The sequence below is a fragment of the Psychrobacter sp. NPDC064578 genome, assembly GCF_044901245.1.
In the GTDB taxonomy this organism is placed as follows: Bacteria; Pseudomonadota; Gammaproteobacteria; order Pseudomonadales; family Moraxellaceae; genus Psychrobacter; species Psychrobacter cibarius_C.
This window is the reverse complement of sequence record NZ_JBJDPI010000015.1, coordinates 49,030-60,483: the sequence shown is the minus strand read 5'-3', so window position 1 is coordinate 60,483 and position 11,454 is coordinate 49,030. Positions and strand designations below refer to the sequence as shown.

Below are 11,454 nucleotides of genomic sequence, written 5' to 3'. Positions count from 1 at the left end.
ACTCAAATACTCAAATACTCAAATACTCAAATACTCAAATACTCAAATACTCAAATACTCAAATACTCAAATACTCAAATACTCAAATACTCAAATACTCAAAATTATTTTGAGGATCTGTAATAACCTTGTCAAATAAAAATTGTCTGTTATCAAAGTTCCTCTAATATATTCTGTTTAAGTAAGAAAAATATTGATTACGTTTCAAGTTACAGTATTTTAGCCGAATCTTTTATAAACGAATCATTATCGCAACGATGATACTGATACTAGCTTAAGCTTGATTATCAAGGCAGATTTTCTTGCGTATAGCAGGGTTTGTTCTAACTATTCAAACCATCTGCTTCATCTTTAAAGGTTTCTACAACCACAGAGAAAATATCGTCCCAAACCTCATCATTTGCCAAAAACGGATAATCCTTCAATAGCTTATTACTTTTAACACCCTTATTTTGTAGCATGCTACGAATAATTCTATCGGCATAGCTGTTGGGCATCTCAACAATCTCTTTTATCGCCAGTCGTGCATGGTCATGCTTTCTTAGGTACTGTGACTCGTTATGCATCTCTTTTTCAATAACATGAGCAATGAGTCCTGATAAGTACTGAACGTGAGGCGTTAGATCCATAAAGCGCCATGCAGGTTGAATTAGGTGAGTATTTCCAAAATTTAAGTTTGAGCGAATACCATCAGGGTAAGTAATCGCTTGTTTATCAAAGCTGTAATGATCACGGATTTGCTCCATAAGTGGCACGGATACACGGTCTAAAATTTTATCATAGGCATGACGGTCTGAGGGATGCTCAGCGATGGCTTGCGATATAGGTAAGATAATCGGCTCATGAATGATCTGGTCGCGTCTGAGTACATCGTTAATTAGGAAGCGATGTACTCGGCCATTGCCATCCGCTAGCGGATGAATATACACAAAAGCAAAGGAAGCAACCGCACTACGTATCAGTGCCGATTGTCCCTCGGTCTTTTCCATAAATGCCTGTAACCCTTTGAGCTTTTCAGCAATGTCATCAGCAGGTGGCGCAATATAGTGCACAATCTCTTTAAAGCCATTGACCTGAGTATGCGACACAAAAACTGGAGATTGACGGACGCCATACTGCTGGATGACCGTTTTGCTACCAAGTATCTCTTGTTGCAACTCTGCTAGCGACTCAGGATCAAGCGGAATATCGCCCTTGCCGGTACGCCGTGCCATCACATCGGCGAAACGTTCAATACGTTTTAACTCTTTCCCTTCACCTTCTATAGTAAAACTGGCTTTACTCTCTCGTAATGTCATCCATACGGAGGCACGCATCAGTAAGTCTTGCCCAAATTCATCGTTCAGCTTGTCAACCATTGTGGCAATATCGAGTGCAGCGGCTTGCGTAAACAACTCTGTTTTCACCAATTGAGGACAGAAATGACGGGTTCCTGCAAGATTGTCATTGATACGCCAACGAGCATTCTTTATGACATGCGCAGGGCTTGAAGTAACCTGCTTCTTAGCATCTAAAGCGTCCACATAGTTACCGCCTAAATTACTCGGTACTGCTAACTGCTGACCCATGAGCCACTCATACAAGAAAGCCATTCTACGGGCATAGCTGCCTGTCGGCTCAGCGTTTACCCATGCTTGTACGTCATCAGCACCTACCTGCTCAAATAGACGAACCAGTAACTCTAAATTCAGTACTTCATGACGCATGTGAAACTGTAAGTGCGCAATGATAGTGTCCAGTGGACGCGCGGTTTCCTGATAAGCGTTATGAATGACGTCACCGTCTTTATAGGTTTGTCTGCGCCCACCGATACTACTGATGACATATAAAGGGGACACCAGCTCGATGCTGGCATAACGGATAAGCCATGCTGCGCCAATAGGGTCTGAAGTAGGGGTATTCATCATGAGGGGCTCAAGCGATTATAGATAAGCTATTTTGCAGAAAAGCGATTATGAATGCAATATAATGATTATAATGAAGCCTCATTGCATTAAATCGATTTTTATATGACGCTGTGATGTCTTTAGATAAAGATCGAAGGGCGTTTTAAGTGGGCATAATTGAACGAAATTGAATGATGAAAATACACCGTTCTTAACACAGCTACGTAGTAATAGAGTACCTATTTCTGCAAATAAAGCCTTCTTGCCTCGCGTGTAAAGCCTTATATATCAGCTGTTTATGAACAAAAATAAAATAAAATACCTCAGCTATTAGCCCTGCTTTAACACCCGATAAACCGTAGCCACCCCAACACCAACCGCCTTAGCAATCTCCTCTTTTGTCATATTGTTTTGACTGGCTAATTCTTTAATACGATTGTGTTTCGTTGTATTAGGCTTCTTACCAGTGGGCTTATAACCACTGTTCGCCAATCCCTGCTTAATACGCTCTCTACGTTTGTCGTTATCAAGCTTTGCCATTGTGGCTAATAAGTCGATCAACATATCGTTGATCACCCTGAGAATATCCCCGGTCATACCCTCACTGACTGTATGCGTCGTTGGCAGATCAGCCACCACTAATCGTAAGCCCTTGTCTTTGATGCGCTGCTTTAGAATTGCAAAATCATCTTGAGATAATCGGCTTAATCTATCCACGCTTTCAACCAGTAGAATATCGCCTTGCTCAGCGTCCTTTAGCAGCTTGGCTAATAATGGTCTATCGAGCTTTGTACCACTGAAATGCTCGACGTACTCAACATGGTTATCATCATAACTTGTACTGAAAGCCACCAAATCAGCCAATGCTCTGGTAGCGTCTTGATCCTTAGTGCTGGCTCTCACATAAATACGAACAGTCATAACCCACCTCTATTATTTAGACTTAATAATTAGTGCTCATTGATAATAACAAGATATTACTATCATTTAATAATATAAAAAAGTCTAATGATAGATAGATTATCATTTAAAGGTTTTATGTTTTGGGTATAGGCTAATGATAGGAAAAAAGCACAGCAACCAGTCCTATAATTCAAAAGTCTGTTATAGATGACTGCATGTTAACAGTCTGCTTTAAGTAGTCTGTTAATAGGTTTGAAGGGTTAAACAGCTGGTTCCCTTAAGTTATGCTCTAACGAAAGGGTTTGGTTGCGTTATTGGCGTCAGTTTATATGAGTAATATTAACCAAACCTAACGTCTCAATATTGTCAATTGTTTGCTGACTCAGTTCTGGTACGTTTATATATAAGTTTTTTATAGCTCTACTGATTGCAACATACTGAAGTCTATGTTTTTCATTATCTAAGTTTGGAGCAGTTATAAAATCAAGATCACTCTCTTTATCTAAAACAAGTAAAACACTGTCAAATTCAGAACCTTTAGATTTATGTATTGTAATATTACTGCTTGTATCCTCAATAATATTTACACATAAAGAGATGTCTCTATAATTATTGTTGTCATAAAAATCTTTAGGTTTGCCAGGCTTAAATTTGTTAAGATCACCCATACCTAAATCTCCTCTTAATATATTATAGAGAGTCATCAACGGTTGATCGCAGTATTCATCGTATCTATTATTTAATAGAAAAAGTAAATTTAGTGCGCTATTTTTATTATCTTCATCTCTTTTAAAGCATCTCTTAAGCTCTTTTAAAGCCTCTTTGATTTTCTTCTCACGGCATAACTCTACTGCCTTTATACATGGTATTATTAATTTTGGACGATCAGATCTATCTATATTTATCAAGTCATTCAACAAATTATCGTTTAAATCTATACCTTCTATGTCTTTTTTTAGAGCATTAGCCGTTATATTTTTCCAAGACAAGGTTGTTACTTGCTCATTTAAAATATTAGCTTCAACCTCTTTGAAAACACTTAATCTATCACCAATGTAAATAACAGGCTTATTCCCAATAAAACCACTTCTATTTTCTTGTTTGAAATCAGCTCTGATATAGTTCAATAAGTCAACAATTTCTTTCGTACTTCTCATATTACAACTTATCCTGTAACTCTTCATGCCTTCTAATTCAAATTCCTCAAATTGAGTTGGCTCTGCCCCTTGGAAGCTGAATATGGACTGTGCCTTATCTCCAATGATTCCCACTATAGTATCTTGCTCTCCGATCATACGAAGTAATTTAACTTGAATAGGATTACTATCTTGAAACTCATCTACAAAGAAATAAGGAAACTTAGCTCTTAATATACTCAAGACAAAAGGATAATTTTTAATGATTTCAAAGCTAAAAAATAGGATATCGTCATGGCTTAATATGCCTTGATTCCAATACATTTCCTTAAAATTTTTTAAGTCTACTTCTAAAAGTTCTAAGCATTTTTTGGCTAGAGGTCTTCCATTCACGTAAGACTGTTTTCTGTCAGCTGTTATATATAAATTATCGTTAGTGTCAAATTTATAACTGACAGAAGATAGCCAGTTATGCACTTTAGATGATCCGTCAGGATTCTTTGTTAGTTGATCAAGAGAGTAAGGGTGTTTAAAGTAGTCTTTCTTAGAGTGTTCTTTTAACCATTTTATAGTTGCCCCTTTACTTATTTGAACGTCGTCATGACCATCTAATCTTGAAATGTTAAAGTTATATTCATTCGCGATAAAATGTATATATGGCTTTATAATATGCTTATATAAGAAGCTATGAATTGTTGAAATCTCAACTTGATTAGTTGATACGCCTAATCGGTTTCGAATTATCTCTACAGCTGTGTTTGTGTAAGTAATACAAGCTACTTCTCTACTTTTATCTAAACGCTTAGAGGTATGTAAAACCTCTTTAATATGATTGACAAGCCAATGTGTTTTACCAGCACCAGGCCCTGCCGATACTTTGAAGTGATGCTCAATATCGTCAAGTTTATCGCCTGAAGTAATGTGATTTATCTCTACTGACATATCCACTTTAAGGCCTCCTGGATATATACTGGCACTGTAAAGACTTCATTCATACTATCATGGTTTAAGTTTTCTTCTAGAGCATAAGCTAGTTCTAGTGCGTTTTCTCCCTTACCAATAGAGTTTAGATATCTTGAGGCTATAACTGCTTTTATTTTATCATCTTCTTCCCAACTACTACCTAGATCTCTAATACCATCTCTAATTTTATTAGATTCAGCACTTGTTCCTATTAATTCCAAATAGCTTTCTAAAGAGCTGCTATCATCTAGATTCATCATTTCCTTTATTTTACTTTGATTGGACATACTTTCTGTCACTAAAATTTCGCATTTAGGGTTGTATAATACTAAGTCGTACTCAAAAGTCTTGCCTCTGTTTTCATCTTGGCTAAAAAACTTGATATTTTTATGTTCACCATATATTTCAAATAAATCAGAGGCATGATTCTTATAATCATTATTGTTTTTTTTATATTCAAAAGGGTAGCATGCTACGTAGTTATTACCACTTTTCTTAACAGGGTCTCTATCTGTAATACACGCAACTTTTTTTAAAATTGCATAATTGCTATTTTTTTGTTCATCAAATAATTTTAGAAAATGTTTAAAATATCTTCCACCTATGTTAATAACAGCTACATGGTTATCTTCTAGGGATAATCCTAGATATTTCGCTAACACACTCATGAGTAATTGTTCAGCAATACCCTCTACAAAAATAATTTTCTCTGCAAACAACATATTTGATTTAGTAGCATCTAAAAATCTTTTTACATATTTTTTGGATTTTAAGTCGTCATCACTTTCATTAAATAGTCTTCCGAGGTAGCCAACTCTTGTACTTCCTTCAGTATCATGATGTAAACATATTATTTCTTCCAACTCAGTTGCTGATGTCACATGTGTTGAATGAGAAGTAATAAAAATCTGTCTAACTGTGTCATCACCGATATTCCCTCTGAGAAACTTCAAAAACTTATCCTGCATGGAAGGATGAAGATGAGCCTCAGGCTCTTCAATAACAAGCATAGGAAATACCTTAGAGTTACTTCCAAGAAAATCTTCATCAGCATCTGCTTGCATTTTGGCTAGTAAAATAGAGATATAGATAAGATTGTTATACCCCAACCCATTATGAGAAGCAGGAATTTTGAATCCGGTCTTTTCTTCGACAATCAACTTTAAGAAACCTAACATCTCAATATCTGAGGTTTCACCTTCAAAGCTGGGTTTAGACTTCAAAGATGCTCCAGTATCATTTGCATATGATAAGATTTTGTCTTTACCGATTCTCATTCGCCTATCTAATACTTCAATTAATTCTGATGCCTGCTTGGAGAAATCTTCTGATTCTTTTTTTAGTCTTTTGTTTCTTTCTTCATCGGTATCCTCTAACTTTTTAATATCGTAATCTAGAAAAAAGTGTAATACTTCTTTCAACATAACATTACGTCCTGAAATAAGATCTCTTTCTACATCTCTAATAGCATCAACGAACTGAAAGTCAAATTTCTGTAATGACTCACCGTCAGCTTGAGATTTATTTTTTACTTCACCACCCCAAATTTTATATGTATAAAATCTGAGGAAATCGTTATTAATAATTTTAAATATTTCGCTTTTTATTTTTCTTATAGGGTTATTTGATATTTTACTTATCAAGAGAGTATAATTCGTAGTATATGGTGCGCAAAAAGTACATTGATATTGAAGTAGTAGTTGGTTTATTTTTTCTAAATATTCTTTCTCGTATTTCTCAGGCAAAAAGAATTGGTAGGTCAACTTTGCCTCATATTTCCTATTAAGAACTGTTAGCCATTCACTTACAGTAACTAAGTCGTCTTCTGTAGAAGTCGTACCCTTCGCTATAGTAATTGTAATTGATACCTTTGGAGAGTATCTTGTTAAGTCATCTAAAGTACTATTCATATTAAAGTCATTAATATAGTCAGTCTTCTATAAATAAGATACAATGTTTTTAAAATAAGTGATACGGCAGAAGAATACATGACCTATTCAGCAGACTTTCGAGCGCAAGTTATCAAAAGTGTTAAAGAACAAGGCATGAGTATTCGTCAAGCTTGTACTTTCTATAACATTAGCAAAACCGCATTACAGCGTTGGCTAAAAAACCCAAATATCAAGCAAAATAGGGATAAGCCACCAAGTAAAATACCGAATGAAGCTCTTCTCAAAGACGTTGCTCAATATCCAGACGATTACATGTACGAGCGAGCACAGCGTCTAGGATGCAGCAAATCGGGTATTGAGATTGCCCTAAAGCGCCTCGGTATTAGTCAAAAAAAAGAGCTTAGAACACCCAAAATCGTGTCTGATAAAAAGAGCGAAATATCAGGCTAAGCTTGATAGCTTCAAACAGCAAGGCTATCCTATTGTGTATATGGACGAAAGTGGTTTTGAGGCTGAAACGATTCGTCCTTATGGCTATTCACCGATCGGCAAACCCTGCATTGATCGCTACAACTGGCAAGCAAAAAAGCGAACAAACGTCATTGGTGCTCTCTATGAAAAGGTGCTGTTTGCGCTTGATTACTTTGAGACAAACATTAATGGTCACGTATTTTACGACTGGTGCAAGTTCACGCTTATCCCAAGCCTTAAAACAAAGTGCGTGATTATTATGGATAATGCCCGCTTTCATAAAAGTAAACGTATTCAAAAACTACTCAATAGGCATGGCCATCGTATTCTTTGGTTACCACCCTACAGTCCTGATTTAAATCCCATTGAAAAGAAGTGGGCACAAGCTAAGTCTCTACGACAAGGATGGATGGAAAATAATCTACTTAAACTGTTTCATAATATGAGCTGTATCTCTTTTATTATAGACTGACTATACTTAGTCTTCTGTTGACAGCGGGATTTAAAACTAATGCTAATGCTTTAATTAAATTTGATTTGCCAGCGTTGTTATGACCAATAATAACGTTAATACCATCATTAAACTCAACTTCATTGCATCTAAAATTTCTAAAGTTTTCTATTTCTATTTTTGATATATACATATGCTTCAAATCCTGGTGTTAGACCTCGCAACTTCTTCAATGGAAGTCTATGAACTGGTACTTTCGCAACAGGTCTATTGAGTTAATTATAAGTTCAGAAGGTAGAGTGCTAACTACATAGCAGTATTTAAAATGACCCCTGCCGTCAAATCCGTACAACTAAACTTGGGAGATTTTAATTACGCAGCCTGACGATAATAGTCAAACCACACCTGTCTTGGCGTTTTATAGCCCAAGCCCTTTTGAATTCTAGTTTGGTTGTACTCAAGCTCAATATATTTAGTAATATCGTTGATGGCTTCGAATCTTGTTTTATAGTCTTAGTGATACACCAGCTCATTCTTTAATATGCCCCAGAAGCTCTCTATGGGCGCGTTATCAAAGCAGTTGCCTTTACCACTCATCGAGCCTGTAAATTGGTGGCACTTAATGATCTTATGATACTCATTGCTACAATACTGACTGCCTCTGTCAGAATGTAAAATCAACCCTTGGCTAGGTCGCTTGTTTTTGATTGCCATATTAAGTGCACGGCATACCAAATCAGCGGTCATGCGCTTATTGATGACATAGCCGACGAGCTCTTTAGTATATAGGTCTTTAACACCTGCTAAGTATAGCCAACCTTCATTTGTCCAAATATAAGTGATGTCACTGACCCAATCCTCATTAGGACGATTGGCATTAAATTTCTGTTCTAGACGGTTTGGATAGACCAGCTTGTTGTGATTAGAGTTGGTGGTGACTTTAAAGCGCTTGTGACGACGGCATTTAATGCCGCATTCTTCCTTTATACGTCTAACCATATATTTACTTATGGCATATCCTTGCCCTGTAAGGTAAGCATACAGTCGCTCATAGCCATAGCGCTGCTTAGTCTCATCATGAGCCACTCTGACTAGCAACTCACACTGATTGCGATGGATCTGCTGATTACTGATGCCACGATTTATCCAGTTGTAATAGCTTGATGGCTTAACATCTAATACGTGACACATGCAGGTGATGCTAAATATTTTCTGGTTATCCTTGATAAAGACGTACTTCATCAACTGTGCTTCGCGAAGTACGCCGTCGCCTTTTTTAAAATGTCTCGCTCCTCCTGAGCAACCTTGAGATCACGTTTAAGACGTTTATTCTCCTATAATGGCCATGAGTTCAGGATCATATTGCTTAGTGCCGACAAGCTTGCCTTCATTCGCTTTATTCTGCCAGTTAGATAAGGTCTGCATGGCTATACCTAGCTGCTTTGCAGTCGCTGAAACATTGCCATTATTATCTGCTATCTTTTTGACGGCTTCAGCTTTAAAAGCTGCACTGTAGGTTCTGACTTTCTTAGTCATGATAAACTCCTGTTAATACACTTAGTTTACCAAGTTTGGTTCTATAGTTTCTTCAGCATAGCTCACCTAAGCAACAGTGTTTATTTTGCCAGTGCTATTTTCTTCGTACCTTGCTTCCGCGTCTGACTTAAGAAAACAAGCATACGATGATACTGAAGCGATTCACAGCATTCAATAACATGTATAGTTTTTTGAGTTTTTTATACATATCCTTTTTATAAGCATAAAAAATCCGATTTTTTATGCTTATCGTTCGACCAACTTTTCCTCAATCATCTCAGTCAACAGCTCAGTAACCGTTTTGCGGTTATCTAGTGCATACTTTTTAAATTCAATGTACTTATCTTCATCAATATTGAAGTTTACTCTCGTTGTCTTTTTTGATGGGTCTATCACATCAGACAGCTTGAGCTCATTAATATTTTCCTTACTTGGTCTACCAGCTTTCATATTCACACCTCACTATTCTTGAAAAAATGTTTTAACTTCGTTTACTAGGGCTGTCATCTCTTGTACTGCATTGCTGTTAGCTGATTCAGTATCAAAAACCGTTTTACCTAATGAGGCGCTATTTGGATAACTTACACGTTGCATAATTCTACTATCTAACACAGGTAGACCGTACTCTAGTAAAACTGAAGCCACCTCTTTACCAATATTAGTATTCTGAATGGCCCGAGACACTACAAACGCTGCCTTTAGTTTGCCATCCATCATCTCTATACGCTGCTGCACCAAGTCAACCAAATCACTGGTCGCCCATATGTCGTAGGGGCTAGGCTGAACCGGTATCAAGATGAAGTCAGCAGCTTTAATAGCTGAAATGGCCAGACTGGTCGCTTGGGGTGACCCATCGATCACCACGTACTCTTTATCAGACACATATTTTAAATCTTTATCCAGCGTCGGCCGATCAAGTCCAATCACTGGAACCGGATTGTCTTCATCAACTGCTCTCCAGTCACGCGCACTACCTTGTTGGTCACTATCTACCAGCAGCACACTATGACCTTTTAGCTGTAGTCCTCGTGCCAAATGCGTTGCAATGGTAGTCTTACCGCTGCCGCCCTTTTGATTCAATACCGCAATTACTTTCATAAATACAGGTCCCTGTAGTATGTATTGAGTATATAAGTATATAAGTATATAAGTATATAAGTATATAAGTATATAAGTATATAAGTATAACTAAAAATGTACGTCACATCCTTACTAATAGCAATATCTCATAGTAAAAATAGCATCGTCTTTTCTAACGAGCGTATATCCATCATGATGGACGTTCTGTATCAAAGACAGCATAATAAACTGCCTGCTACTAGATAAATTGTCGCTATTAGATATCAATTTGAACTACTAAAAGCAATACTTTAGCCGCTCATATTCGTTATAATCCGCTCACCAATCAAAAACCACTAATATGAATGAGGGAACCACTATGGTGAAGTGTCACTTATCGACCATCATGGGTGAAAGACGCCTTAAAATTGCCGATATCTCAAGAGATACTGGCATCAATCGTGGCACCATTACTCGCATGTATCATGAAGAAGCCAACCGCGTTGATCTAGATGTCATCGAGTCTTTATGTACTTATCTTAGAATCAATGTTGGTGATTTATACGAAATCATAAATGAGGACAGCAGTGAGTCACCAGCATAAATAACGTTATCATGAGCTATGATTGTCTTTAAACGAATAAAAAGACCTACAGAAGGTTATTTTCTCTTGCAATAGATTAAAATATAGGTATAATTTGACCTGTAGTAAGTCATTTTATCTATTATATGTATATAATAATCTATAGGAGAATACCAATGAGTAACAATCTATCTCGGCTCAATAGCTGCACATGGTTTAGTGAACAGACTAAAACGTTAGCCTCTCAGCTGTTATTAAACTTACAAATACAGCAAGGCGTACGGCTGGCAACCTTACTTGGTGTTGACCCCATTCTTTATAATGATGAAGCGGTCTATGTATGGGTGCAACGACAGCTAGATGACGGTCTTATCGTTGATGATTATACGTTAAGCACTCTTGAAACTGCTTTTATAGAGTTGGTCACAGCTCACACTGACCAAGCAGCGTAATGGCTTTAGCTTATATTTACAGACTTCTTGTTTAACAAGAAACAATAACCCTTAAAGCCAGATAAAGTGTCATTATCTGGCTTTTTAATATAGACAAAGATAACGACAGTCAAACAAGCCTT

General features: G+C 36.9%; 11 protein-coding genes and 1 pseudogene. 4 read left to right on the top strand and 8 right to left on the bottom strand.

What is annotated here, in order from left to right:
- Positions 1-323: 323 nt before the first annotated feature.
- From ACI2JM_RS14205 to ACI2JM_RS14190, 4 genes are all read right to left on the bottom strand, one after another.
- A complete protein-coding gene (locus ACI2JM_RS14205; RefSeq protein WP_167541798.1) occupies positions 324-1,907 on the bottom strand; it encodes a Fic family protein in 1,584 nt (527 codons plus the stop codon).
- 309 nt (positions 1,908-2,216) lie between these two features.
- Positions 2,217-2,807: a recombinase family protein gene (locus tag ACI2JM_RS14200; protein ID WP_062844955.1), complete on the bottom strand. Its 591-nt coding sequence runs from the start codon at positions 2,805-2,807 to the stop codon at positions 2,217-2,219.
- A gap of 302 nt (positions 2,808-3,109) precedes the next feature.
- A complete protein-coding gene (locus ACI2JM_RS14195) occupies positions 3,110-4,867 on the bottom strand; it encodes a UvrD-helicase domain-containing protein (protein ID WP_404645022.1) in 1,758 nt (585 codons plus the stop codon).
- Positions 4,858-6,798 (bottom strand): ATP-dependent nuclease, encoded by a 1,941-nt coding sequence (locus tag ACI2JM_RS14190; RefSeq protein ID WP_404645019.1) that lies wholly within the window; start codon positions 6,796-6,798, stop codon positions 4,858-4,860. The genes ACI2JM_RS14195 and ACI2JM_RS14190 overlap by 10 nt, the downstream gene beginning before the upstream one ends.
- Before the next feature lie 78 nt (positions 6,799-6,876).
- On the opposite strand from ACI2JM_RS14190, the gene ACI2JM_RS14185 reads away from it, so the two are divergent.
- Entirely contained in the window at positions 6,877-7,230 is a 354-nt protein-coding gene (locus ACI2JM_RS14185; protein WP_192520530.1) for an IS630 transposase-related protein, read from the top strand.
- Positions 7,231-7,264: 34 nt separating this feature from the next.
- A complete protein-coding gene (locus ACI2JM_RS14180) occupies positions 7,265-7,723 on the top strand; it encodes an IS630 family transposase (RefSeq protein WP_404645016.1) in 459 nt (152 codons plus the stop codon).
- Here ACI2JM_RS14180 and ACI2JM_RS14175 read toward each other — a convergent pair.
- The 4 genes and pseudogenes from ACI2JM_RS14175 to parA form a co-directional block, all read right to left on the bottom strand.
- Complete coding sequence (locus tag ACI2JM_RS14175) at positions 7,713-7,895, bottom strand: AAA family ATPase (RefSeq protein WP_404645014.1); 183 nt, start codon at positions 7,893-7,895, stop codon at positions 7,713-7,715. The two genes, ACI2JM_RS14180 and ACI2JM_RS14175, sit on opposite strands and share 11 nt — an antisense overlap.
- 179 nt (positions 7,896-8,074) lie before the next feature.
- Positions 8,075-9,238, bottom strand: a pseudogene (locus tag ACI2JM_RS14170) (IS3 family transposase).
- A 246-nt stretch (positions 9,239-9,484) separates the two neighbouring features.
- Complete coding sequence (locus ACI2JM_RS14165; RefSeq protein ID WP_404645012.1) at positions 9,485-9,688, bottom strand: plasmid partition protein ParG; 204 nt, start codon at positions 9,686-9,688, stop codon at positions 9,485-9,487.
- Between the two features lie 12 nt (positions 9,689-9,700).
- Positions 9,701-10,336 (bottom strand): ParA family partition ATPase, encoded by a 636-nt coding sequence (gene parA / locus ACI2JM_RS14160; protein WP_404645010.1) that lies wholly within the window; start codon positions 10,334-10,336, stop codon positions 9,701-9,703.
- Between the two features lie 340 nt (positions 10,337-10,676).
- Here parA and ACI2JM_RS14155 point away from each other — a divergent pair, with 340 nt between their 5' ends.
- Positions 10,677-10,901, top strand: a complete 225-nt coding sequence (locus ACI2JM_RS14155; RefSeq protein ID WP_404645008.1) for a helix-turn-helix domain-containing protein — start codon at positions 10,677-10,679, stop codon at positions 10,899-10,901.
- Between the two features lie 155 nt (positions 10,902-11,056).
- Positions 11,057-11,332 (top strand): hypothetical protein, encoded by a 276-nt coding sequence (locus ACI2JM_RS14150; protein WP_404645006.1) that lies wholly within the window; start codon positions 11,057-11,059, stop codon positions 11,330-11,332.
- The last annotated feature ends 122 nt before the right edge of the window (positions 11,333-11,454 follow it).